The sequence below is a fragment of the Sporosarcina ureae genome (assembly GCF_002082015.1).
Lineage (GTDB): Bacteria > Bacillota > Bacilli > Bacillales_A > Planococcaceae > Sporosarcina > Sporosarcina ureae_A.
Genome location: NZ_CP015109.1, coordinates 2,703,469 through 2,729,075 on the forward strand (window position 1 = coordinate 2,703,469; position 25,607 = coordinate 2,729,075).

Genomic DNA, 25,607 nt, shown 5'->3' on the forward strand with positions numbered 1-25,607 from the left:
TCAAATGAGACCAGAAGATAAATTGCAAGAATTAGGATTGGAGCTACCTGAAAAACGCGCAAAAGGTGGAAATTACATATCTTGTGTGCGCACAGGAAATCTTTTATTCCTATCGGGTTCACTATCATATGATGTACTAGGTAAGGTAGGCGACACTCTAACGATTGAAGAAGGGTATGCTGCGTCTAGACAAGCCATCCTATTTGCACTTTCGACTATTAAAGAAGAAGTGGGCGAGTTATCGAACGTTACGAAGTTTGTGAAACTTCTCGGCATGATCAACACCGCTTTTGATTTTACTGGACAAGCAAAAGTTATGAACGGTGCTTCGGATTTATTGGTGGAAGTATTCGGTGAAGAAGTAGGGACACATGCACGTACAGCCGTTGGCATGATGTTGCCACGCGGTGCAGCAGTCGAAATTGATGTCATTGTAGAAGTGAAGTAATACAGTGGAGAAAAATTCTCCACTGTAATCTAAGTAAGCGGTTACAGGTATATGCAGCCTAGAGGAGGTAGAACTTTGAATAAGTATGAATCAAAAACGGACCGTCCCGTTTTATTTATTAGCGGTGGATTGCTTGTAGCATTTGTCGTTGCATCATTTATTAACTTGGATTTCGTTGCAAACATGGTCGATTGGGCGTTTGCATTTGCAGTGAAATACTTTGGTGCCTTCTGGCAATTATTATTATTGGGTACATTTTTCATTGCACTATTCCTGGCATTCTCAAAGTACGGGAAAATTCGCCTAGGTGGAATGAATAAGCCCGAAATTGGTTATTTTAAATGGTTAGCCATGATTATGACGACATTGCTTGCAGGAGGCGGAGTTTTTTGGGCGGCTGCAGAACCTATGTATCACTTTTTGGATCGTCCTCCATTGTTCACAGGAGTTGAATCGGCAACGGAAAGTGCTATTATTCCAGCATTTGCTCAGTCCTATTTGCATTGGGGATTCCTTGCCTGGTCGATCCTTGGTACGTTAGGGACGATTGTACTAATGTACGCGCATTATTCCAAAGGGATGCCATTAAAACCACGTACATTGCTCTACCCGATCCTCGGTGAAAAGATAATGCGTAAAAGCGCTCTTGGCACGACTATTGATGCATTTTCTGTCATTGCAGTAGCAGCCGGCACAATTGGACCGATTGGCTTTCTTGGTCTGCAGGCAGCGTATGGAATGGAAGCATTATACGGCGTGCCGAATACGTTAACGACTCAAATTCTCATTATTATCGGAGTCGTGGCGATAGCTACTATTTCGGCAGTCACAGGATTACGGAAAGGCATTCAATTCTTGAGTAATTTGAATGTGATGATCACGTTGATTTTGATGGTGGCAATTCTCCTAATTGGACCGGGTGGATTTATCATCAATACATTTATTTCATCATCGGGCGTGCATCTTCAAGAATTCTTCGGCATGGCTACATTCCGTGGTGATGCTAGTTGGCTTGGGTCATGGACGATCTTTTTCTGGGGCTGGTTCCTTGGTTATGGACCGATGATGGCAATCTTTATCGCTACGATTACACGTGGGCGTACGATTCGTGAGCTCGTGTTAGCGGTATCTATAACGGCGCCTATTGTAACCGCATTCTGGTTCACAACTGTCGGTGGGGCAGGTATATTTTACGAAATGGCACAGCCAGGTGTAATATCCGAAGCGTTAAATACATCGGGAATGCCAGCAGCGATGATCGCCATTACCGAGCAACTGCCATTGAATATGATTATTGGACCCCTGTTTCTTCTTGTTACGATCTTGTTCGTAGTCACAACAGGTGACTCCATGGCGTATACGATTTCTGTTGCAATTACAGGTGACGGCCATCCACCAAAAGTCATGCGAGTATTTTGGGCAGTGATTATGGGAGCCGTGGCAAGCGTTCTATTAATGATTAGTGAAGGCGGAGTGGAAGCCATCCAATCCTTTATTGTAGTTACGGCCATACCAGTCTCTCTCTTACTGTTACCTACATTCTGGGCTGCTCCAAAAGCGGCTAAACTGTTATACGCTGAACAATTCGGAGAAGAAGCACCGGCTGAGAATGTAGAAGTAGATTTTGTCGAGATGAAGACTGAAAATGAAACAGTACAGAATAATTTAAAGCAAATAAAAAATTCATAATGATACTTTCGTAACCTTGTCGACTAGACAAGGTTTTTTTATTGTGTGACATTTAGCTAAAAGGTATACTTTTAACAAGGACTAAAGGTATACTACTAATATACTTAAATTTACTAGGAGGGCCTATGAAGTGAAGAAGTCTGCAAGTATTGCGATGAAACTCTCAAGACTTATTATCGCGTTATTTTTATTATTGTTTTTAGTTTATTCAATCGTCACGAGTGTCATGTTACATAAGCAAAGCATTAAAGATGCCGAGGAATATGCATTAGAAAGTGCAAATAAAAATTCGCTCGTTCTGAGTGCGAAACTAAGTGAGACAAATGAAATGTTGCGCACAACGAGTCACATATTGGAAACATTACAAGCGACAGGCGATATGAAACCAGAAGAAGTTATTCGCATCATCAAAAGCAATTTGCAAAAAAATGATGATGCGACAGGTATGGCTGCGGTAGTCAATCAGTCTGCGTTTGTTAAAGGAGAAGTCATACCAAAGAATTTGCTTGATGAAAATCAGCAATTCATACCCTATGTTTTTAAAGAAGGCAATACGACGAATGTAGAACCGTTAAGTGGAATGGATGATTCCACAGCGAATAGTTGGTATACCGTTCCGAAAAATGAGGCGCGTGCCATTTTGACAGAGCCTTATTCGTATGAAACGAATGGTCAAACGATTCTTATGACGACTATTTCCGTTCCGATGGTCGATGCTTCAGGAAATTACTTTGGTTTATTGACAACCGATTTATCTATAGATTTCTTAACTGACGTAGTGAAGACCATTCAACCAAAAGGCGGCTACGCTTCCATTATTACAGACGCTGGTTATATCACAGCGAACAGTTTGAAAACCGAGTTGAACAATACCAATATGGCGGATGCTATTGATTGGAATAGTGCTAAAACTGATCTGAACCAAGGGGAATTGGCGAGTATGTATGTAGATTCTCAAAGTCTGCATGAAGAAGCATTTAATGCGTTCGCTCCGATTAACTTAAATGGAATCAATGAGAAGTGGTCAGTACAAACGGTAACACCAAGATCTGAGATTCTAGATACATTTACCACTATATTGTGGATTACTATTATATCTGCAATTATCATCGTGTTACTAATGTCAAGTGCCTCCACGCTCTTCATTTATCGTCAATTAAGACCATTGAAAACATTACAACAATCTATGGAAACCGCTGCCACGGGCGATTTGACCATGATGGTAGATGAACAGAATATTCGTCACGATGAAATAGGCTTAGTAGCGCTTGCTTACAACGATATGTTGCGTCAGACAAATGCAGCTCTACAAACCGTGCAACAGTCTTCGGGACAGCTGAGTGATTCATCGACACAAGTCACACAAGCCTTTGAGGAGCTAGTAGCTGCCAATCAGGAAGTATCTGTAGCAACGGATGAAATCGCACAGGGGGCTTCGAAGCAATCCGAGGATACGGAAGTAACCAGCTTGCGAATTTCCGATTTAGCAGACCGTATGGATCATATCCACGCTATGTTCATGACGATGAACGAATTATCTACAGAGGCGTCTAATTCTACGGAAAATGGAATGTCGGAAGTGAAAAAATTACGCGATCATAATACGACAGCCAACGAAGTCAATAAAAAGGTACAACTTCAAATACAAACATTGACCGATAAAATTTCGTCTATCAATCAGGTTATTCAAACATTGCATGATATTACAGCAAGCACGAATCTTCTAGCGCTCAACGCGAGTATTGAAGCGGCACGAGCTGGCGAGAGTGGGAAAGGATTTGCGGTAGTTGCGAATGAAGTACGTCAGTTAGCGGAGCAGTCCCGTAGAGAAACTGAAGTCATTCAAGAAACCGTGAAAGAAATCTTATCAGAATCACAACAGACGGTTGATGTCATCGATTTGAACATGAAGTCAATGGATGGTCAAAACCAGTCCGTTACCGATACAGAAGAATCATTCGTACAAAACGCAGGGATCGTCGATCAAATACGTGAATCGATTGCGGAGCTATCCGAAAAGCTTGCTGAAATGATGGAACATAAGGACGAAGCCATTTTGGCGATCCAAAATGTATCTGCCATTTCAGAGCAGACGGCTGCATCCTCTGAACAAGTGAGTGCGTCAGCTGCCGCACAGCAAGGAGAGTTGGAACAAGTAGCAGATTCCACAAATCAGATGAACCAGATTGCTGGGGAATTACGAAGTGTAGTTGAACGATTCAAGTTATCGTGATGTAAAGGCTAGGACATAACTATCTCACCCCGTTTCCCTGCACTCCGAAAGGCACGCTTTCCGAGGGGCGTGGCTTGAGCCAAGCGAACAACGTAGGGTTCGCTTTGCCGTATTTCTGTGTACTTTGCAGAAATTAAGGCACCTGTCCAGGGTCTCAAGACGCACGCTGATCCCTCAGGAGTCGGCCTTTCTCCGTTCCGGTACACTCTGATACTCTAAAAAATATTTATTGATAAGAACAGAAAAAAGCGTAAAGGACATTCCTCTTACGTTTTTTCTGTTCTGTTCCAACCTCTTTTTTGTCTTCATATAGATTTCATTCATTTCGTCCGAAGTAAGAAAAGGGTTAACAAGTGTCGGAAAAGGTTATACTAATTTCTAATAGACATAGTGAATGAGCAGCAGGTTTACAAGGTGGATTGTCTTTCTAGTATGCATAATACATCTCTTTTGCTACACTAGGCAAATCAATATATTTAGTATGAAGGCGGGTGTGTATATGGAAGAAGCAGCACTGATTAGTATCGTAGCCATTTTAGCACTCGGTATTTTTTCGCAATGGCTAGCCTGGAAAATCCAATGGCCTTCAATTTTTATCATGTCGATTGCAGGTTTGTTGATTGGCCCGATTTTTGGCTGGGTGAATCCAGAAGTGGCGTTGGACGAGCTGTATAGTCCACTCATTTCACTGGCAGTTGCTATTATTTTATTTGAAGGAAGTTCCAACTTAGACTTTCGGGAGATAAAGGGCATTTCGAAGTCTGTTTTCCGAGTCGTTACATTGGGTGCGTTTTTAGCATGGATTTTAGGATCGATTACGGCACACTTCATTGCGGGGTTAACGTGGGAAGTGTCGTTTATTATTGGAGGTCTCTTCGTGGTGACGGGGCCGACGGTCATTATTCCATTGCTACGTAATGCAAAATTAAAAGCACGAACCGCTGCTGTCTTGAAATGGGAAGGAATTATCGTGGATCCCGCGGGTCCGTTACTTGCTTTATTTGCGTATGAAGTAATTAAAGTATTGACGAATGAACATTTATCGATAAATTATTTATTGAACTTCTTTGGCGGTGCAGCACTTGCTGCGCTACTCGGATTAGCTATGGGATTGTTGATTAGCGTGATGGCGAATAAAGGCCAGTTTCCTGAGTACTTGAAATCACCCGTCATTTTGGCCTTTGTACTGTTGTGCTTTACGATGGCGGAAATCATTATGCATGAAACAGGCATGCTTGCAGTGACTGTTATGGGACTAGTACTTGGCCGCACGAAGCGCTATGTTTCGTCCATCGGAAACGTCGGACATTTTGTTGAAAATGTGTCTGTCATGTTGACATCGACGGTCTTTATTTTATTGACAGCATCACTTGGAAGAGAAACCCTCTCACAAATCTTTACATTACCGATTATTGGATTTGTATTGGTTATGCTATTCGTTGTACGTCCACTGTCCATATGGATTTCGACGGTGGGTACTGAATTGGTCTGGAGAGAGAAGTTACTACTCGGCTGGATTGCGCCACGAGGTATTGTTGCATTAACCGTCGCAGGTTATTTTGCTGCGACGCTTGCAGAAGATGGGTACGAAGAGGCTACTTTGCTGACTGCACTGACCTTTGCTCTTGTCTTTATTACGGTAACTGCTCATGGATTTACACTTGGACCTCTAGCGAAAAAGCTGAACCTAGCGAGTAATGAACCACCGGGCGTATTAATTGTCGGAGCGAGCAGTTTTTCCATTGCGTTAGCTAGCCAATTAAAAGAAATGAAAATACCCGTACTGATCGTTGATCCTTCGCAAGGACGTTTGCGCCCAGCGACTGAAGCAGGTATTGACACATTTACAGGGCAGATGTTATCAGAACGGTCACGTTTCTCTATCGATTTGGCACCGTATGATACGATTTTATCGATGACTGGAGACGCGTCTTATAACGCATTGATCACACAATCATTTGCGCCTGAGTTTGGTTTTAGCAACACATTCTCGTTGACGGCTGTATCTAACCATACGATGAGTAAGTCCGCGTTGCCGATTTCATTAAAAGCACATTTATTGTTCGAGGAGGAAGCTACGTTTCCTGAGTTAAACCGTAAGATCAATACGGATTATGAAATCGGTCTGTATGAGTGGGAAGGCACAGAGACAGATTTGGCGTTCAAGGAGATTATTCCGGAGACGGCAACTGCATTGTTTGTGAAGAAGAAAAATGACACATTGGTATTTGCTACATTACAGAAGAAGATTTCGTTGGATGCCGGTGATCAGTTAGTCGTGATGAAATTGAAGCCTGGTGTTCCTGCAAATGTATAAATGAAAGAGGCTGTCAAAGTGTAGTACGAACTTTGACAGCTTTTTTGCGTGGGGAGTGGCTAGAGTGTGTTTGTCTTGCAAACTGAGGGATTGGGTTTGTTGTCGGACTGTTTGTTACTTTTGGTTGGGGCGTTACTCGACTGATTGTTGGGGACTGAAGTTACTGAGGTATAGTTTCTAGACCCACGCAGGCACGTGGGGGATTGCCTACAGCCAGGAGCCAGCTGGTGGTGCTGCCAGTTGTCTCCTGGCCACGGCCTACCCCGCAGTTGTGCCTGCGCTACTAAGTGGTATGTATTTTGGTTGTGGTTCTAATAATAAAAGAATCAGCTACATCATGATATCTAGTACGTATTGCTTGCGAAAGAGTCTACGAACTGTCCTACACCTGATGCAACGAAGGCGCCTGCTGTGGTAGGCGTAGCGAGGAGACAGAGACAGGCGCACTTTCCTGTCTGTGGCTCATCGCGAGAGCCATCCACCAGCGCCGAAGTGGCGGCAATGAAGTTGCCATTTAGATTGACAGCTAAACCACCACCTCCTAATTGAACAGGGAAAAGAAAAGCACGTGTGAGAACAACAACCGAATGCCGATTATTAGGCATGCTAAATAGAAACGGAATACAAAAGCACTTCGAGGATTAAAACACCTAGATGAACTGCCTTCACCCGACGCAACGAAAGCGCCTGCTGTGGCTCCTCGCTAAAGTCATCCACCAGTACTGTAGTGGGGATCATGTTACTCACCACTTACATTGTCAGCTAAACAACAGCCATTTAATTGAACAAGAAGTAGAAAGAACTACACCCATTAACTCTCATGAAATCCACCATTCAGAAAAGAACATCACGTTGTTGACTCCATGTTCAGCACTGTCAATTCCTCGCTATTTTTCAGCAACTCAATAAATACCTGCAACGCCTTTGTTTGAAATGGCGAATTCGTCACGATCGAGAAGTGACGCTTGAATGGTGTGCCTTTGACCGACAGCGTTGTTAAATCACCATAACGCAGTTCCTTTTGGATGGCCCACTGTGACAATAGACTGACACCGAGTCCTGCTTCGACAGATTCTTTTATCGGCTGCGTACTGCTGAATTGCATGATGCGCTTTGGATAAAATCCAGACTGGGAGAAGAATAGTTCTGCTGCTTCGCGGGTGCCTGAGCCCTCTTCGCGTAATAGCCAAATATCATCTTCTAATTCAGTAATGGATTGACGACCTTTTTTCTGTGAAAGCGGATGATCGATAGACGTTACGATGTACATTTCGTCTTCTGCAAAGTCTTCATTTTGAAGGGGAGCAGCTTCCTTGAAATGTCCTTCAATCAACCCGACGTCGAGCTGGTGGGTGATGACTAACTCCGCAATGTCTGCTGTATTGCCGATAGTTACTTGCGGTTCAATCGACGGGTAGTCAGCGACGAGTTTAGACAGAACATGAGGTAAGACGTATTCACCGAATGTATAGCTAGCTCCAATAGTAAGAGGGCCGCTAGCTTTATTGGCTAAGTCATCCACTAAGTTTTGCATTTTGGAGTACAGTCCGGCAATTTCTTTTGCGTGATGGTAGACAATTTCTCCAGCTTGATTTAGTCGTACGTATTTGTTGGTACGCTCAAGCAATCGTACCCCAATGGATTCTTCGAATGAACGAATGTATTGACTAACAGCGGGTTGTGTCATGTGAAGTTCTTCCGCTGCTCTAGAGAAGTTCTTTTGCTCGGCTACTTCAATGAATACTTGCAGTTGCTGATCGATAGGGTACCACTCCTTCTGTGTATATAGATTTACTTATCATACCTATTATAAATAGTTATTTCTCTTATAGCCAGCTGTTTTATATACTACTAGTAGGAGGTGTTGTTACCGTGGTTTCTTCCAATAGGTCTTCAGAACAGCATGGACCACAGCGTCCATCCAAATGGTTATCGTGGATCGGTGGAATAGCATTTACATTTTTTATTGCACTTTTAGGTTTTGTATTAGCGAAAGTACCTGGATTCGATCATATCGGACAACTGGCTTGCGCAATCATTATCGCGGTGGCATACCGTCAATTCTTCGGTTATCCTGAAGTGATCCGAAGTGGAATTGTTTTCTCATCCAAGCGTTTACTGCGCGCAGCGATCATTTTATATGGTTTGAAATTAAATATAGACACAGTTTTGAGCGATGGGCTCGGCTTGCTTGCACGAGATGTAGGGGTCATCCTCTTTGCTATCTTCATGACGATCTGGCTTGCAAAAGTATTTAAGGCAGATAAAAATATATCTATGCTTTTAGGGGTCGGAACAGGTGTCTGTGGTGCAGCAGCAATTGCAGCAGTAGCACCCATCATTAAAGCAAAGGATGAAGATACAGCAATAGGGGTAGGAATCATCGCGTTAATGGGTACAGTGTTTGCGATCGGTTACACGATTTTACGTCCGATTCTACCGCTCGATTCAATCGAGTATGGAATGTGGGCGGGTATCAGTTTACATGAAGTAGCGCACGTGGCGTTAGCTGGTGCACCAGCAGGAGAAGATGGTCTTGCGATTGCATTACTCGCCAAACTCGGCCGTGTATTTCTATTAGTACCGCTCTGTTTCATTTTAATATTTATCATGAAACGTAAACATAAAGATACAGACGAAACGGGTGCTAAAATTGAGTTTCCATGGTTCCTTGTAGGATTTATCATCCTAAGTATTCTAGGAAGCTACGTATTCGGTCACACCGTTCCTGTTTCAGATCGCGTAATGGAAGGCGTCTTCACACTGACTACATGGTTACTAACAGCAGCCATGGTCGGACTAGGATTAAACGTCAGTCTGCGAGACTTAAAAGACCGTGCCATGCGTCCACTAGCTGCGATGACTGTTACATCCATACTATTATCGGTCATCGCGTACTTTATTATTTGATACTATTTAGCAATAAAAGCTGGCTTCAGAGAAATATCTCTAAAGCTAGCTTTTTTGTTTGACTTTATTTAGTCCACCCCCTAAACTATTAATTATTGGTTTAGGGGGTGGACTACTTTGAAAGATCAACTTCAAGAAGCGGTAGAACTATTTGAAGAAGTCATGATCTACGGCACGGAACACGTCGTGAAAAACTTGGACGTTCCTATCTGGAAAGACTACTCTCCAGAACAAATCCAAGTGCTGAAAATACTATCTGCCTATGGACACCTATCGAGCGGGCAACTAGCAGAGATACAAGGCGTACATAAAAGTGCTATTTCGACACGCCTCAAGAAACTAGTCGAAAAAGATCTAGTACGGTCTGAAAGAGATTTGAATGATCAGCGGATCAATCGGATTTCATTGACTGTTAAAGGTCATGAAGTACTAGCTGTTTCAAATGCGGCAATAAATGAAAGTATTGAAAATCTATTCAAAGACCAAATCGATGAACAAGAGCTCGAGCAATTCATCAAGACATTCCGTAAACTTAAGTCCATATTAGTAATGAAGGAGAGATAATGCGTGAAAACGATATTGAAATTAAAATGGCCTATTGCGATTGGTATCGTAGTACTGACAGCTGTTTTATTTATGCTAGCACCTGATTTGGCGAAGCAGGCGGAAAAGGCGGGTTCCTTCCAATTGCTCGAATCAGCAGATTCACAAAAGGCCGCAAAGATGTTAGAGGATGCGGGAGAAGCAGATGAAACGATTTCGCTAGTCTATGATCTCAACGAACCAGCAGATCAAGCAAAGAAACAAGAAATCTCCAAGACTGCCAAAGAAATCAAGGGTGCCAGTAAGATTGTAACGGACGTTCTTGATCCATTTGAAAGTGCGGAAATGGAAGATCAGCTCGTTTCTGAAGATCAGAAAATGGTATTGCTTCCCATAACGGTAGACGGTACAGATGATCAAATCATTCAGTTGGCTGAAAAAATAGAAAAAGATATCGTATCTACAGAAGACAAAGTATATATGACAGGCGAAGCTATCATCAATCATGATGTAAACGAAAGTGCGCAAGAAGGGCTGAAGAAAACAGAGATTATTACAGTTGTATTGATCTTTGCCTTATTACTTATTGTGTTCCGCTCGATTGTGACACCATTCGTTCCATTAGTAGCGGTAGGCATCACCTACTTGTTAAGTCAGTCATTCGTCGCATTCTTTATCGATTGGTTTGGGTTCCCAGTTTCGAACTATACCCAAATATTTTTAGTAGCGATTTTATTCGGTCTTGGAACAGATTACTGTATTCTGTTATTAAGTCGATATAAAGAAGAGTTACTAGCTGGTCATGAAGTAGAAGAAGCCATTATCAACACGTATAAAACAGCAGGACGCACACTTTTCATCAGTGCACTTGCGGTATTTATCGGTTTCGCGGCAATCGGATTTGCGGATTTCCCTATATTTAAATCAGCAGTCGCAGTAGCGGTCGGAATTGCCGTGTTGATGCTCGTTCTATTCACTGTTGTTCCGTTGTTAATGTCTATTTTGAAAGACAAATTATTCTGGCCTGCAAAAAGCGCGGCTTCTCATAAGGATAGTAAATTGTGGATTGCATTCAGTAAATTATCCGTAATGCGCCCGTTACTTTCCATGTCAATCGTAGCGATCATCACCATCCCGCTACTATTGACGTATGACAATGATCTTTCATTCAATACAGTAGATGAAATTGATGGAAGTAAAGAGTCCGTAAAAGGATTAAATCTTATCTCTGAAGCTTTCGGTGAAGGAGATTCACTACCGGTACAAGTATTGTTAAAGAAAGATTCTCCAATTGTTAAAGAAGGAGATATCACTTATTTAGAAGCGATTTCACGAGACTTGGAGAAAGTAGAAGGAGTCAAGAGCGTTCGTACTGTTACACGACCAACGGGTGAATTGTTGGAAGATTTATATGTAGACCATCAGATCGGTTTAATGGCAGATGGTTTGAAGCAGGCGAATGACGGTATACATGAAATTCGCTTAGGATTAGCGACAGTACAATATAATTTACGCGACGCAGCGAATCAATTGCCTTCAGGCGGTGCTGGCGGTGGTAGCGGATTAATTCAAGCCGCAAATGGTATTGAGCAAATCAATGGCCAGCTGGCACAGATTTCTGGTGGCCTACAGCAAGGTCTCCCAGCCGCACAAGCAGCTGGAGGGTTGGATGCACTAGGTAACGAACTAAGTAAGATTGGTGATGGCATTGCAGGAGCTGGATCTCAAATCAACCAAAGTGGTTCGCAAATTGGCCAATTAAAAGGTGGTTTGAAGCAGCTAGGTAGTGGTGTGAAAGCTTCTAAGGACGGTTTAGCTGAAGTGACGACAGGACTTCAGGAAATTGCGGATATGCTCGATGATATGGCGGATACGAAAAGTGTGCGCGACACGGGTTTATTCATTCCAAAAGGGACGCTTGAAAATGAAGAGTTTACACCCGTTATCGATCGCTACACATTCAATGATGAAAAAGGGATTTTGATGGAAGTGATTTTGAAAGAGAACCCGTATTCACGTGAAGCGATTTCAACGGTACATGATATTAAAGATACGGTGAAGCGCTCGGTCATCGGTACGCCATTTGAAGATGCAGACTTAGCATTTAGTGGTATTTCGAGTATGAACTCGGACTTGAGTGATATTTCATCCGCGGACTTTACGCGTACTGTCACCATTATGTTAATAGGGTTATTCATTGTTCTTTTCGTCTTATTCCGTTCAGCTATCATGCCATTGTATATGATCGGTTCACTATTGCTGACATATTACACAGCGATATCTATTACGGAATTGATCTTCGTCAATGGTCTTGGGTATGACGGAGTCAGTTGGGCTGTTCCGTTCTTCGGATTTATTATGCTCATTGCACTTGGTGTAGATTACTCCATCTTCTTACTCGATCGTTTCCGCGAGGAGAGTATTGGGGGTATGAAAATCAAGGAAGCCTTGATGTATTCTATGGCGAAGATGGGTACGGTCATTATTACGGCAGCTATCATTTTGGCAGGGACATTCGGTGCGATGATGCCTTCAGGCGTCTTGAGCCTTATGCAAATTGCGACGATTGTTATTTCGGGATTACTACTCTATGGTTTAATTATTTTACCATTGTTAATTCCGGCTGTTACGGTTTCATTTGGACGCGGAGTTTGGTGGCCGTTTAGAGGATAAAAGAGAAGGTGCTCAGCTATTGACTGAGCACCTTTTTTGTCTATGTTTATAGAGCTAAGTTTACAGGGTAAAGAAGTAAAAAGAATAGATAGGAGATCGCTCATGATGAAGTTACATACGGGGTCATTATATTGGGAGTCGACTTTTACAACAGAAGGTTTTGCGAGAGTGTGTCGTCAAGATGTATATGATGTCGCCATAGTAGGTGGCGGGATGTCTGGCGCATTGACTTCCTATGTATTAGCGAATGAAGGCTATTCGATCGCGTTGATTGAACAAGAAGAAGTGGGAGGGGGTAGTACCTCTGCAAATACGGGTCTACTGCAGTTCTCTAATGATATTATGCTACATGAATTGATCGAACAAATTGGTGAAAAGAAGGCTGTGGAATTTTATCAGTCATGTAAAGAAGCAATGGAGAATTTGCAAGACGTTGCGAAACATGCACCGTTCGATGTCCAATTTCATACACGCAAAAGTTTATATTATGCTAGCACAGAAGAAGACGTTGCCAGATTACGCAAGGAGTTTGAAACGCTACGAAAATACCATTTTCCGGTAGAGTTTTGGGAATCTGAGGATATTGAAGCACACTTCCCGTTTTCACAACCTGCTGCCATCGTGACGGCAGGAGATGCAGAAGTGAATCCTTTACGCTTGTGTATGGGAGCGATTCATTATGCATATGAGAAGGGAATGGACGTATTTGAACATACGGAAGTGCTTGAGATTCAAAATGCAGAGGAACAAGTTCTCATCAAAACGACGAATGGAGAATTTCAGGCAAAGTCGGTCGTTGTTACTACGGGTTATGCACCGACTCTTGATACGAAGATTCCTCAAAAAGATTTGAAAGTTACCTACGCAATCGCCACACAGCCAATAGACGATTTGTCATTCTGGCATGAACGGATGATGATTTGGGAAACGAAACGACCGTATTTGTATATGCGTTTGACGGATGAAAATCGTATCGTAGCGGGTGGTTTAGATCAGGATATGGATTCATTACCGAGATCACAAAAAGAAAACGAAAAGAAATTCGATCAATTAAAGCAGGAGTTGCAAGAGCTGTTTCCTGATCAGAAGCTAGATTTTGAGTATGAGTGGACGGCACTATTTGGTGAATCGACAGATGAACTACCAGTCATCGGGCGCCATCCATTGGAACCACATATTTACTATCTAATTGGACTTGGCGGCAACGGAACGGTCTATAGTATGTTGGGTGCGTATTTACTACGTGATGAATTGGCGGGGAAGTCGAATCCTAATGAACCTATATTGGAAATAGATCGATAAAAAAAGCAACTGGAGAAAAAGTTCTTCAGTTGCTTTGATGCATGTATTCACATGGGAAATACTATGTCGCTAGATTAGTTAACTTAGAATGTGATAACACCCATAGCCATAGTAATTAGGAATAATACGATACTGAATCCCCACATAATAAGGAATGAGTAGCGGATATGTTTGCCCATTTCCAAACCTGCAAGCCCTAATGCAAGCCATAGTGCAGGGGAGAAGGGGCTGACGAATGTACCGATAATGTTCCCGACGATTAATGCATACGCGATGGAAACTGATGGAACACCGAAGCCAGAGACGACTTGTTCTACAATCGGCAGTAATGCGAAATAATACGCATCTGTACTGAGCAATAGATCAAACGGTACGCCGAAGAGGCCGATGATGATATGCAAATACGGCACAATGAGTGCCGGCAGTACTTTTACTAAATCTGTTGCTATAGAATCTAGCATGTTGGCACCGTTTAAAATACCTAGGAATGAACCGGCTGCTAGAATGATCGCCGCCATTAGTAAGGCATTCGGCGCATGCGCTTTAATACGATCCATTTGTTCATTCACGGAGCGATAGTTTAATGGAAGCGCGACACTGAATCCAACCATGAAGATAAAGCCTGTCGGTACTTTTCCCCAAACGAGTAATCCGACGACGCTGACGGCAATAATCACGTTGATCCAAAGCATTTTGGGACGAAGAAGGAGACTGCCATCAGAGTCTACTTTTTGCTCTACCTCTTCTATCTCATCCACGTCATCGTCAAAAGCTCCACTAGCCACTTTCTTAGCGATAATTCGCTTTTCGCGTAATCCCAGAATGAAAGCAAATGTAATTAAAAGTAGTATCCCGACGATTTGGATTTTGATAAGTGGCCGCCACAATTCCGTGACGTCGACACCAAGCACAGCTGCAGCTCGCCCGAGAGGTCCGCCCCATGGAACCATATTTACGATACTTGCCGAGATCCCGACAAGAAGTAGCAGTAAATAAGGATTCATTTTCAATCTTTTATAAAGTGGTAAAAGCGCAGGGATTGTAATTAAGAATGTGGATGCCCCTGAGCCATCTAACTGTGCAATAGCCGCGATTACTACTGTGGACATGGCGACAGCCACTACATTTCCTCGTGAGATTTTAATCATTGTATTAATTAATGGGTTGAAGACCCCTGCATCTTGCATAACACCAAAGAACAGAATAGCAAAGATGAACATAATGACGACGCTGATAACAGATTCAATTCCACTGTTGAAGAACTCCCCAATTTCCTTGAAGTTGAAGCCGGCAAAAAATGCTCCGAAGATAGGAACGATGACCAAACCGACGATAGGTGTAATCCGGCCGCTGATCAGTAATGCCACGATAATGAAAATAGTCAATAATCCAATAATACTTAACATAGCGATTTCCCTCCAATGAATAAAATGGTGAAAGAGAGATGTAAGCGGATACAAATAGATGTAATCACGTAAATTCTCTTATGCTGTCCATAATGTATCATGTCGAAAAGTCGCGAAAAAGCTTGTGATCATAAGGCGGATAGAGTTTTTATTGTGCATTTTGTTCATATTATTCACGCGGAAGCATTTAGAGTTTGATATACGTGCGTTCAGGTCTCCCGACATCTCCATAGTGCAATTGGGCTTTTACTTTTTCTACTAATACAAGGTATTCCAAATAGCGTCGTGCGGTAGAGCGGCTGACGCCAGCTGCTTCACCGGCATGAGCGGCGGTTAATCCTCCCGTCGTACATTGTAAGATTACGTTTTCAATGCGTTCAAGTGTTAGACGATCTATACCTTTTGGCAAACCATCAGCTGAAAGGGAAAGGGCTGGTTGTATCTCTGTACCGAATAATATACGGTCAAGATCTTCTTGGGACAGTTCGGTTTTTGAAGAGAGCAATATTTTACTAGAACGGTACCGTCTGAATGCTTTCGCAAACCTCTCTGGTTCAACGGGTTTGATTAAATAATCCAACACACCTCCCTGGAGTGCTTCTTCTACAGTTTCTGCCTCTTTCGCAGCTGTTAACAACATAATATCAATGGTGGGGAATTCCCTCCGCAGACCCCAAAATAAGTCCAGTCCCGGGCTGTCGGGTATGTAGACATCCAATAAAATGAGATTAGGCAGCACTTTTAACTGCTGCAAATAGGCAAGGGTTTCTGAAGCTGTCCTTTGTTCTGATACGACTTCATAGCCAGCAATCTGTTCAATTAGTTGGCGGTTAATCTTCGCCACTCGAAAGTCATCCTCAACAATGACTACTCGTATAGTACTGATCACGGGTAGAATTCCTCCTTTAATTATCTTTTGGCAATGAAACGACAAAGTATGTACCGCCCAGTTCACTCGGTTCAATGGACAGCTGGCCATTTGCAGTTTCAATTGCATTCTTTGTTAAGGCGAGACCGAAGCCTCTTTCGGTTCCAACTTTTGTCGAGAAACCACGGGTTACGACTTTATCAAGAATAGCATCATCGATTCCTGGACCTGCGTCATCGATTTCAAACAGCAGATCTTGTCCGATATCAGTAAAAGAAATCGATATTTCTCGGGAAATGGCTCGTTCATCATGTACAGCATCAAATGCGTTATCAAGCAGATTTCCGATAGCCGTCAATAATGCTTGGCGGTTCACGTCGGATATTGGTGAATGGAATTGGCTATCGGGTTGGATGGACACATTGATTTGCAACTCGCTCGCTTGACTAAGTTTTCCGACAAGCAGACCACTAATGTGTGGATCATTTATATTATCAAGTAGTGTGTTTGTCCAATGTTGCTGAATGCTAGTTTCTTGTCGAATAAAATCGAGCACTTCATCTTTTTTGTTTAGTTGCGTCAGTCCCATAATCGTATACAGTTTATTAGCGAATTCATGTGTTTGTGATCGCAGGGCATTAGCATATTGCTGAATGTGCGATAGTTTTTTCGTTAAATTCTCGATCTCGGTTTTATTCCTGAAAGTGGCAACTGCACCGAGCAATTCATGTTCGTAGAAGATCGGCACACTGTTTACATACACGATGTGGTTGCTAAAAACTTTTTCCTGACCGAAGACGGATTCACCATGCTGCAGAACATAGGGCAGATCTGAATTAGGAAAGCTCTCTTGTATAGGTTTACCTATCCAGTCATCGGCTTGCTGTTCGTCGCCTGTCAAAAGTTTCAACGCAGCGGAGTTGACCATCGTAATTCGGCCATCCTTATTAATAGCAATAATGCCTTCATGAATGGAATGCAAAATAGTTTCTTTTTGAAAGAGTAAATGCGAAATCTCTTCAGGCTCTAATCCAAATAACACTTTCTTTATATAGTTCGCAATCAGTATAGCTCCAATGATTGCGGCTGTGCAAATGCCTAGGAGAACAAGCCAGATTTCCTTGCTGTATCCCCAAATGATTGATTCAATGGAATCTACTAAGAACCCTACTGAGACAACCCCTACAATTTCGCCATTTAAATAGACGGGTGCTTTTGCACGGAGTGAGCTACCTAAAGATCCTGTTGATTTGGACGTATAAGATTCTCCGTTATTTAACGCACGTTCATTATCTTCACCAATCATTTTTTCGCCAATCCGATCGGGACTCGGGTGTGCATAACGGATTTCCTGTTGGTTGCCAACAACGATAAACTCTGCGTCTGTCTGGTCTTGGATTTTTTGCACAATTGGCTGGATGATAGCAGAAGGATTATTCGATTCAAAGGCCTGAGAAATCTCAGGTATCACCGCCACACTTTTTGCAACACTCAGCGCTCTTTCCCCAATTTGAGTTTCTAATGTATCAGTGACGAAGAAACTCATGAATCCACCAATCAGCAATATGATCGTAATGGAGAGCGCGCCTATCAAGCTAATCATTTTCAGGTGGAGATTGAGAAAGGGTCTGTTTTTCGTTCTATGGATGGATAAATCTTCTTTTCGGATACGGATCATGTCGAACCCCCGGTAAACATGTTAGTAGATATAGAATACCATGCTATGCGAAATATGAAATGGTATTGTTCATTAAAAAGTGAAAGGGAGTGATCAACGTTGGAGGCATAGACAGTTAGCCATTATACGTATGGAAAAGAAGAGTTTCCTTACTAGCGATGTAAAATTACTCCTTGAACATAGCATCATGATTCGTATTGTAGGAAACTCAGTGAGGAAGTACAGTAGTTTCACTTACGTAGCATGCAGGATAGTGCGATTTTGCAGTAGGACTTGAAATTTCCATATGAGATTGCGATCTAGCCAATTGAAAATCTATTTACTTAGAACGCGTTTACATGAATCATTCGTAAATGACCAGGTAGCACAGTAATTTGCTGCGCCGTTTCTTCATAGATTTCTCCGTCCATATCGACTTTATTTCCAATAGGTTGCATGATATCAAGAGCTGTGACTTGAATATATTCGAGTTCATATAATTGATCATTTACCACAGCAGGATTTTGTAGTGTAAATAATTCACGAAAAGCAGCAAAGTTGGAATCGCGCACAATTAGAACATCTAATTTACCATCAATAGGAGATAATGAAGCGATAGGAAGCTCGGTTGTGCCAATAAATCCTCCATTCAGAACGAATAGTAGAATAGCCTCTCCTTCTAACTCTGTATCCATAGATTGAATTTTGTATCGAAATGGTTGGGTCTGATTCAATGTTCGTAAGGTACTCAGCATATAGCTAATGGAACCAAAACGTTTCTTTTCAATGGACTTTATATTTTCGGATGTTTCAGTGACTAATCCGGTTCCCCAAAAATTCATAAAGTACTGCTCACCAACTTTACCAATATCGGTATTCCTAATCGATCCGTTGAGGAGAGAAATGGCTGCTTCATGTAAAGGTTGCGGAATCCCTAATGATCGACTAAAGTCGTTTGATGTACCACCAGGCAAAACTGCGATGACAGGACGTGTAGCAAGAGGTGCGATACTATTTATACAGGTGTGTACAGTCCCGTCACCACCTAGTATGATGAACAAATCGACTTGGTCGCTATATGTAACACAAGCTTGCCGGAGTTGTTCTTCGGAAGAAGTGTTCAATACAATGAGTTGATCTACCGCTTGTGCGAACACATGAAGTGTCTGGGAAAGTTTTAGCTGTGTATCATTCGCGCCCGCTGTCTGATTATAAATAAAAAGCGCGCTGTTGAAATGAAGCATGATATACACTTCCTTTTTTACTGTATTATTCCCGATTTCACGATGTAGAAACTATGTGTTGAACGTAAGCAACTGGTTTCTTATATGAATCTCAGGGAATGGTAACTATAAGAGGAGTGAGGATAGATGGATATTTACACAGTTGGACATTCTACGCATACAAAAGAAGAATTTCTAAAATTATTGGATGATGCAAGTATCGAGAAACTAGTCGATGTCCGTGCGTTTCCAGGTAGTCGCAAATTCCCACATTTCCATGAGGATCGAATGAAAGAATGGCTACCGGCACATGATATCGACTATGCGCATTGTAGTAAGTTAGGTGGCCGTAGAAGAAAATCCAAAACGATTGACACAGAAATAAACGATGGATGGAACAATCAATCGTTCCATAACTACGCGGATTATACGTTGACAGAGGAGTTTCAAGAAGGAGTCGACAACCTAATGAAGGATGCTGCCGAACAACGAATTGCCATCTGCTGTTCCGAACGGCATCCCGCAAGATGCCATCGCTTGTTGATTAGTAATTGGCTTGCTACACATGGTTGGACTGTAAAACACATTATAGATGGACCGAAAGAACAGACGTTGATAGAAGATCATATCGTGGGAAAGTGGGGCGCAGAACCTACAATGACAAATGATGATGAAGTAGTATATCCACCTGAAGAAGAGTAACAAGAAAGCCCTTTAGTTCAAAGGGCTTTCTTGTTACTCGTACAATGTTTTATCGTGCGATCCATCTGCATGGTAAACAGATAATATACCTTCGTGTTCCGTAACGTATTCTTTTGCTTTATCAAGTAAAGCGGATTTGGTATCTTCTTTAAACATGACATGATCGCTACCCGACTTTTGGAAGATCCATTCCTCTCCACGAGGTTTTACTTCGTAATGTGGACGTCCTTCACTTTTACCTTCCACGTATTCATGAGCTTGCGCTGTAGCTATGGATATAGCACGATCTTCTTCGTAATTCTCACGCAGCAGAGCATTGGCAATTTCAATCGCTTTATCACGTACTGCAGGATCCAGATTCTTCAATGAAGCAGGATAATCCTGTTTGCTCCAAGGCATTCGACATCACCTCCTGTTTCACAAATTCCCTTTTTTCATCCAGCGTAAACTACAGTATAAAAGAAATGTTAAACGTCTGCTACCTGAACCTTATTTGAATAATTCATAATGTAGAAGAAGCAATCAGCATTCATTTTTGAATAATTTGATTATTCTATCACTTAATGCTAGAGTATAGATATTCTTACGTACTTAGCGATCTAGCATTATTTTAACGATCGCCCATTTTGTTATGATCTCAATAGGATAACCCTATATAGATAAATAGTAACTGAAGGAGTGATGGTATTGTCTCTGTCTGTTAAGCAACTATTGGAGAGTAAAGGTATTCAGGCAAAACCCGAACATCTAGAAATCTTAGAAAGTCGCTGGAAGGGGATGCAAGGGTTAAGAGGAACATTAGAAGGTGTGAAAATCGAAGACGCAGATATCGGACTTCGAAATATCCCCGGAGGTGATCATATTGGCTAAAGAATTGATTCAGAAGTCGGTCGAGGAACTGGCACCACTTTTGGAAAACGGATCATTATCACCAGTCGAGTTAACCAATGCAGTGCTAGATCATGCAGAAGAGACGCAAGACACGATCAATGCTTACATGACAATCTACCGCGAAGAAGCGGAGCAATCAGCGCGTGAAGCAGAGAAAGAAATTAAAAATGGAAACTATCGAGGCATGTATCATGGAATTCCAATGGCCTTGAAAGATAATTTATATTTTAAAGGAAAAGTCACTACCATGTCTTCTAAAATTCATAAGGATTTTATTCCAGAAGATGATGCGACAGTAGTAAGCAAGTTAAGAGATGCTGGAGTCATTTTCACAGGAAAACTGAGTATGCATGAATATGCTTGGGGAATTACAAACAATAATCCCCACTATGGAGCAGTTAGAAACCCTTGGGATACAGACAGAATTCCTGGTGGTTCGAGTGGCGGCTCAGGAGCTGCCGTTTCAATTGGTTCAAGTGTCGCTTCTCTTGGAACAGATACAGCAGGCTCTATCCGAATTCCTTCATCCATCTGTGGGATTGTTGGATTAAAGCCAACACATGGGCGTGTTAGTAAATATGGATGTTATCCATTGGCTTGGACACTTGATCATATTGGTCCGATGACTAAAACAATCAAAGATGCAGCAGGGATGATGGATATTATTTCAGGGTTTGATGAGAAGGATCCCACATCGGTTAATACTCCAGTGAACCAGCATTTGAAGAAAATCAAAGGGGACGTATCCAATCTGGTCATTGGCGTGAATGAAGATTATTTCTTCAATAGAGTAGATGATGAAGTGGATCAAGTAGTACGTGGAAATATTAAAGCGCTTACAGACCAGGGGGCTAAAGTGGAAGTAGTGAAAATTCCAAGTTTAAAATATGCGGAATGGGCGGAACTGGTGACATCACTTTCAGAAGCGTCTGCTATTCATCATGAAGACATGTTGAAGCGCCCGCAAGATTTCGGTGATGATATCCGAATGTTGTTTGAGCTTGGTGAATTACCATCTGCTGTTGACTATCTTCAAGCCCAGCAAGTACGTCGTCAACTTAAGCAAGAATTCGAGGAAGTATTCAAAAAGGTCGACGTACTTATTGCTCCAACACTACCCGTAGTGGCGAGTACAATCGGTGCGGACACTGTGGAACTTAACGGGGAGCAAGTGGATCTAATCGATAACATTATTCGTTTTACAGGACCGGGTAATCTAACTGGCCTTCCTGCATTGTCAGTACCGGGTGGTTTCAAAGGAGACCTACCTGTCGGAGTGCAGATTATTGGACCTGCTTTCTCAGAAGCTTTATTGCTCGACGTCGGTTATGCGATTGAACAGACTAATCCGATGAAGAATAGGAAACCGCCTTTACTCACAAAAGCATAAAACCACAAAAAGCTCCGCGGTCAACCCATGGCCGCGGAGCTCTTCGTTATGTACTCGCTCTTCGACGAAGCGGTACAAATTATTCGACTTTACTTCTTCGCTATCACAAACCCAGCTGCACCAAACTTCAACCCAAATCCGTTTGTGCAATTGCTGTTATAAATAGTATAACCTATCAAAAACGGTATAAACGCAAATCATCAAACTGTGAAGAATGTCATACTTCTGTAGTGTTTGGCATCAAACTGAGATACATTACAGCAGCCTTACACTAACCTTTCATTACTATATAATATGCAGAATATTCCGGTTGTATACCTAAGTAGTCAGAATATTCAACTACATTAATTTTGAAATAAACATTGTAGCAATTCCGAAATAAATTAGTAATGACAGAATATCATTGATCGTCGTAATTAAAGGGCCGGAAGCTACAGCTGGGTCTACATTAAATTTATTGAGAATCAAAGGAATAACGGTTCCTGCAATCGTTCCGATAATCAGTGTAGCAACTAAAGATGAACCTACAACTAATCCTAGTGTGAAACTACCTTGCCATACATAGGCAATTACTGAGATCACGGCACCACAAACGACACCTAATATAATCCCAACAATTAACTCTCGAAATACTAGATGCAGTGACGTTTTCATATTTAAGTCTTCAGATACTAGACCACGCACCACGACAGCTAAAGATTGAGTACCGGTGTTACCGGTCATACCGGCAATCATCGGCATAAAAAAGGCGAGAGCGACAACCGCTTCTAACGTTTCTTCAAATTTGGAAATGATACTACCTGAAACAAGGCCGATAAATAACAATAGAATGAGCCAGGGGAGTCTACGGTAAGCGGCCACGAGAGGTTTTGTTTTGAAGTCAATAGATTTACCAGAAGCGAACAGCATTTCAATATCCTTGTTAGCTTCTCTGACAACTAAATCGAGTACTTCATCTGCCTGTATGATTCCCACTAATATATTCTCTTCATTGACAACAGGTAGTGATACGAAATCAAATTGTCCAATCATTTTGGCTACTTCGCCTTGATCAGTCGTATCCAGTACTTTGGCAAGACCGGTCTCCATAATTTCCGTTACCATACAATCTGCCTTTGCGAGCAATAAATCACGGTAAGAAAGCACACCTATTAATTGTTTTTCATCATTAATGATATATACATAATTTAAATAATGAGCAAATGATTTATAATGCATCAGCTTTTCAATCGTTTTTTCAACAGTGTATGACTGATGAACCCATACATAACGCGTCGTCATAATCCGCCCAGCTGAATCTTTAGGATACTTTCGGCGCTGTAACACATTCTTTTTTTGTTCTTGGCGCAATTCAGCTATAAGTTTTTCCACTTGTTTATCTGACAGGTCGGATAAAAGGTGGGATAAGTCATCACTCTTCATTTCTTCGAGCAGTTCTGTGGAACGAACCGGCCCTACTAAATCCAGTACGCGTAATTGTTCACTTTTCGATAAAAAGCCTAGCATATTCACCAGATGCTCTTTATCCAGTATTTCTAAAAATATAGTATGTCGTTTTCGTGGTAATCGTTTATACTGAGTCGCTACCTCTCTAGGTTCTAATTCATTAACTGCTTTTTTTAAGGTTTCCAAATTACCATCTTTAATCAATTGTATAATCGCGCGTGAAACATCATCTCGATCACGATTCACCGGCATGTAACGCACCTCTCTTATCTGTAAATAGTTATATTCATTCATTCTTTCCCCTCTGTGGAAGAAAAGAAACCAAGTGATGCAATGTAAAATAATGTTAGTCAATAAAAAAAGCCTCCGAAGAGACTTAGTTCAAACTTAAATATGAGTGTCTTTGTCAGCCGGTTTTGGATCAGTTAAGGGATCATAGCTATGATTTTTAGCTAATGGATTCGGGTCAATCAACGGGCTTGATTCGATATCATGACTAGCAGGGTGATCAATTGAACCTGTCGTATGGGAAGCGTGTGTATGTGTTACTGGATCATATAGATCTGAGTCGATTAATACTAATATTTTCCCGTGTTCGAAATGATCATGATAGCGATGAGCTTCATCTTCAAGAATCCCCATTCCAATCAATGCACCTGCAAGGCCACCAACACCTGCCCCGGCTGCAGCTCCTGTAATGCCGGCTACTATTGGGCCGGCTGCTATTATAGGACCTATCCCAGGGATAGCCAATGCACCGATGCCTGTAAGAATTCCTCCAAAGCCACCGATCAAACCACCAGTTGCAGCTCCTGTCGCGGCCCCCTCGGCAGCATGTGTGTCCGTTTGTTCGACTACATAATCTGCTTCTTCACGATCTTTACTAATAATGGAAATATCATCGGCAGTGAATCCGTGATGCTTTAAATTTTCAATCGCGGCAATGGCTTCTCTATCTGTGTCATAGGTTCCGACTACATGTCTTTTTTTCATAAAATAGCTCCTCCTATAAATGTAGTAAATAGTAGTTTCACATTACTTATAAAACTACCCTTTACTATCCAAATAAAACTCAAAATCTATAGATATATCAAAATGTAAAGTTTGATACAGGTCTATATACCTTAGTTTTCACACAACTTGAAATAAAAGGAGCTATTTGTAACATAAATATGGGCGCTGTCATTGCATTGTTTCACGTTTGTAATCTAACTGTAATATATACTTGGTAGGATAAGACTATCAAATCGTTAGGGGTGGCATATTGAAGAAGTTATTATTTGCATTGACAGTAGCCATGGGAATTACAGTATTTACAAGCGGGATGAACGAAACATCAGCCGCTGCATCCGCTCACACAGTTAAAAAAGGTGACACACTATATAGAATCTCTCTACAAAACAATGTGTCTGTCTCTAATATTCAGAAATGGAATAACTTAAAATCCACAGTGATTTATCCAAATCAAAAGTTGCGTTTAGTGAAGTCTTCTAAAGTGGCTGCTAACGCTCCGAAGAAACAAAGCACACCATCTCGTTCAAATGGAGACAGTGTATCGAAAGAATTTATGGTAAGTGCAACAGCGTATACAGCACATTGTAATGGCTGTTCAGGTATTACAAGAACGGGATTGAACTTGCGTCAAAATCCGAACTTGAAAGTAATTGCAGTAGATCCACGAGTTATCAAATTGGGAACTAAGGTTCACGTGGAAGGGTACGGATATGCTATCGCTGGAGATACTGGTGGAGCAATTAAAGGTAATAAAATCGACGTATTCATTCCAAACAAATCACGTGCCTTCGAATGGGGCCGTAAAAACGTAAAAGTAAAAGTGCTTAACTAATATATTGATAGCTCACGTAGCATAACTGCTATGTGAGTTTTTTTGTTATCACATGTGTTCCAC

General features: G+C 41.8%; 20 protein-coding genes. 12 read left to right on the plus strand and 8 right to left on the minus strand.

From position 1 onward, the window contains the following. Nucleotides 1-4 precede the first annotated feature (4 nt). From SporoP17a_RS13170 to SporoP17a_RS13185, 4 genes are all read left to right on the plus strand, one after another. Nucleotides 5-448, plus strand: a complete 444-nt coding sequence (locus SporoP17a_RS13170) for a RidA family protein (protein ID WP_029052633.1) — start codon at nt 5-7, stop codon at nt 446-448. A gap of 75 nt (nt 449-523) precedes the next feature. Next, nucleotides 524-2,137 (plus strand): BCCT family transporter, encoded by a 1,614-nt coding sequence (locus SporoP17a_RS13175; RefSeq protein WP_237262333.1) that lies wholly within the window; start codon nt 524-526, stop codon nt 2,135-2,137. Nucleotides 2,138-2,267: 130 nt separating this feature from the next. Continuing rightward, nucleotides 2,268-4,370, plus strand: coding sequence for a methyl-accepting chemotaxis protein (locus SporoP17a_RS13180; RefSeq protein WP_083035103.1), 2,103 nt, complete (start codon nt 2,268-2,270; stop codon nt 4,368-4,370). Nucleotides 4,371-4,869: 499 nt separating this feature from the next. Continuing rightward, nucleotides 4,870-6,687 carry a cation:proton antiporter gene (locus tag SporoP17a_RS13185; protein ID WP_083035104.1) on the plus strand — a complete coding sequence of 606 codons (1,818 nt, stop codon included), beginning with the start codon at nt 4,870-4,872 and terminating at the stop codon, nt 6,685-6,687. An 847-nt stretch (nt 6,688-7,534) separates the two neighbouring features. On the opposite strand, the gene SporoP17a_RS13190 is transcribed toward SporoP17a_RS13185, so the two are convergent. Then, entirely contained in the window at nt 7,535-8,449 is a 915-nt protein-coding gene (locus tag SporoP17a_RS13190; protein ID WP_083035105.1) for a LysR family transcriptional regulator, read from the minus strand. Between the two features lie 110 nt (nt 8,450-8,559). Between SporoP17a_RS13190 and SporoP17a_RS13195 the strand changes: the two genes are divergently transcribed. The 4 genes from SporoP17a_RS13195 to SporoP17a_RS13210 all read left to right on the plus strand — a co-directional run bounded on the left by SporoP17a_RS13195 (nt 8,560) and on the right by SporoP17a_RS13210 (nt 14,115). After that, nucleotides 8,560-9,597, plus strand: a complete 1,038-nt coding sequence (locus SporoP17a_RS13195; protein WP_420542185.1) for a YeiH family protein — start codon at nt 8,560-8,562, stop codon at nt 9,595-9,597. A 117-nt stretch (nt 9,598-9,714) separates the two neighbouring features. Next, the gene (locus SporoP17a_RS13200) at nt 9,715-10,161 is read left to right on the plus strand and encodes a MarR family winged helix-turn-helix transcriptional regulator (RefSeq protein ID WP_083035106.1); all 447 of its coding nucleotides are present in this window, start codon (nt 9,715-9,717) and stop codon (nt 10,159-10,161) included. 3 nt (nt 10,162-10,164) lie between these two features. Then, nucleotides 10,165-12,813, plus strand: a complete 2,649-nt coding sequence (locus SporoP17a_RS13205) for an MMPL family transporter (RefSeq protein WP_083035107.1) — start codon at nt 10,165-10,167, stop codon at nt 12,811-12,813. A gap of 102 nt (nt 12,814-12,915) precedes the next feature. Next, on the plus strand, nt 12,916-14,115 hold the full coding sequence (locus SporoP17a_RS13210) for an NAD(P)/FAD-dependent oxidoreductase (RefSeq protein ID WP_237262334.1): 1,200 nt from the start codon (nt 12,916-12,918) through the stop codon (nt 14,113-14,115). 83 nt (nt 14,116-14,198) lie between these two features. Here SporoP17a_RS13210 and SporoP17a_RS13215 read toward each other — a convergent pair whose 3' ends face one another. From SporoP17a_RS13215 to SporoP17a_RS13230, 4 genes are all read right to left on the minus strand, one after another. Next, nucleotides 14,199-15,521: a CitMHS family transporter gene (locus SporoP17a_RS13215; protein WP_083035108.1), complete on the minus strand. Its 1,323-nt coding sequence runs from the start codon at nt 15,519-15,521 to the stop codon at nt 14,199-14,201. Nucleotides 15,522-15,708: 187 nt separating this feature from the next. Next, nucleotides 15,709-16,410 (minus strand): response regulator, encoded by a 702-nt coding sequence (locus SporoP17a_RS13220; RefSeq protein WP_083035109.1) that lies wholly within the window; start codon nt 16,408-16,410, stop codon nt 15,709-15,711. A gap of 16 nt (nt 16,411-16,426) precedes the next feature. After that, nucleotides 16,427-18,067, minus strand: coding sequence for an ATP-binding protein (locus tag SporoP17a_RS13225; RefSeq protein ID WP_083035110.1), 1,641 nt, complete (start codon nt 18,065-18,067; stop codon nt 16,427-16,429). A gap of 323 nt (nt 18,068-18,390) precedes the next feature. Beyond that, entirely contained in the window at nt 18,391-19,290 is a 900-nt protein-coding gene (locus SporoP17a_RS13230) for a YegS/Rv2252/BmrU family lipid kinase (protein ID WP_083035111.1), read from the minus strand. 126 nt (nt 19,291-19,416) lie between these two features. Here SporoP17a_RS13230 and SporoP17a_RS13235 point away from each other — a divergent pair, with 126 nt between their 5' ends. Continuing rightward, nucleotides 19,417-19,971 carry a DUF488 domain-containing protein gene (locus SporoP17a_RS13235; RefSeq protein WP_083035112.1) on the plus strand — a complete coding sequence of 185 codons (555 nt, stop codon included), beginning with the start codon at nt 19,417-19,419 and terminating at the stop codon, nt 19,969-19,971. Nucleotides 19,972-20,004: 33 nt separating this feature from the next. Here SporoP17a_RS13235 and SporoP17a_RS13240 read toward each other — a convergent pair whose 3' ends face one another. After that, on the minus strand, nt 20,005-20,370 hold the full coding sequence (locus tag SporoP17a_RS13240) for a DUF2188 domain-containing protein (RefSeq protein WP_083035113.1): 366 nt from the start codon (nt 20,368-20,370) through the stop codon (nt 20,005-20,007). A 282-nt stretch (nt 20,371-20,652) separates the two neighbouring features. Between SporoP17a_RS13240 and SporoP17a_RS13245 the strand changes: the two genes are divergently transcribed. Then, nucleotides 20,653-20,841 carry a hypothetical protein gene (locus SporoP17a_RS13245; RefSeq protein WP_233193540.1) on the plus strand — a complete coding sequence of 63 codons (189 nt, stop codon included), beginning with the start codon at nt 20,653-20,655 and terminating at the stop codon, nt 20,839-20,841. Then, nucleotides 20,834-22,252 (plus strand): amidase, encoded by a 1,419-nt coding sequence (locus SporoP17a_RS13250; RefSeq protein WP_083035115.1) that lies wholly within the window; start codon nt 20,834-20,836, stop codon nt 22,250-22,252. The genes SporoP17a_RS13245 and SporoP17a_RS13250 overlap by 8 nt, the downstream gene beginning before the upstream one ends. Before the next feature lie 339 nt (nt 22,253-22,591). Here SporoP17a_RS13250 and mgtE read toward each other — a convergent pair whose 3' ends face one another. Beyond that, entirely contained in the window at nt 22,592-23,950 is a 1,359-nt protein-coding gene (gene mgtE, locus SporoP17a_RS13255) for a magnesium transporter (protein ID WP_083035116.1), read from the minus strand. A 135-nt stretch (nt 23,951-24,085) separates the two neighbouring features. Continuing rightward, nucleotides 24,086-24,691: a general stress protein gene (locus SporoP17a_RS13260; RefSeq protein ID WP_083035117.1), complete on the minus strand. Its 606-nt coding sequence runs from the start codon at nt 24,689-24,691 to the stop codon at nt 24,086-24,088. A 271-nt stretch (nt 24,692-24,962) separates the two neighbouring features. On the opposite strand from SporoP17a_RS13260, the gene SporoP17a_RS13265 reads away from it, so the two are divergent. Further along, nucleotides 24,963-25,544 (plus strand): 3D domain-containing protein, encoded by a 582-nt coding sequence (locus SporoP17a_RS13265; protein ID WP_083035118.1) that lies wholly within the window; start codon nt 24,963-24,965, stop codon nt 25,542-25,544. Nucleotides 25,545-25,607: the final 63 nt, after the last annotated feature.